Annotated in this window: 1 protein-coding gene; it reads left to right on the plus strand. The window is 58.0% G+C overall.

Features of this window, described 5'->3' with window-relative positions; all coding sequences use genetic code 11:
- The coding region (locus tag E6C51_RS20005; RefSeq protein WP_190237305.1) for an ISAs1 family transposase at window positions 1-491 on the plus strand (491 nt) is incomplete at both ends.

Here is a 491-nt window from a genome sequence, read left to right on the forward strand (position 1 = left end):
GCGGACGCCCTGCATGCCCATGACGAGATGGCGCTGGCGATCCTTGACAAACAGGGCCATTACGCGCTTCGACTGAAGGAAAATCAGCCTATCCTGCATGAAGCCGCCTCGCTCACGCTCCAACAGACACCCGTGTGCGAGATAGAGCGACAGGAACGGCGCAAGGGCGAAATCATGACCCGCACGGCGAGTGTGGTTGCTGCCGAACGACTGGAAACGTGCTTCCCGGGCCTGAAGGCGATTGGCCGCATCACGCTGACAAGCGAAAAAGGCAGAGCCGACGAACGGCTCTACCTTCTCTCCAAGGTCTTTAGCGCGGATGAACTCCTCGATATCACCCGCAGCCATTGGGCCATCGAAAACAACCTGCACTGGGTTCTTGATACCGTCTTTGCCGAAGATGCGGGGCGCTCACGAAAGAACAATGCGCCCCAAAACCTTGCCATCATGCGACGGCTCGCACTCAACATTGCCACCATGCATCCAGAAAG

Source organism: Gillisella terrae (assembly GCF_004801395.1).
In the GTDB taxonomy this organism is placed as follows: Bacteria; Pseudomonadota; Alphaproteobacteria; order Rhizobiales; family Rhizobiaceae; genus Allorhizobium; species Allorhizobium terrae.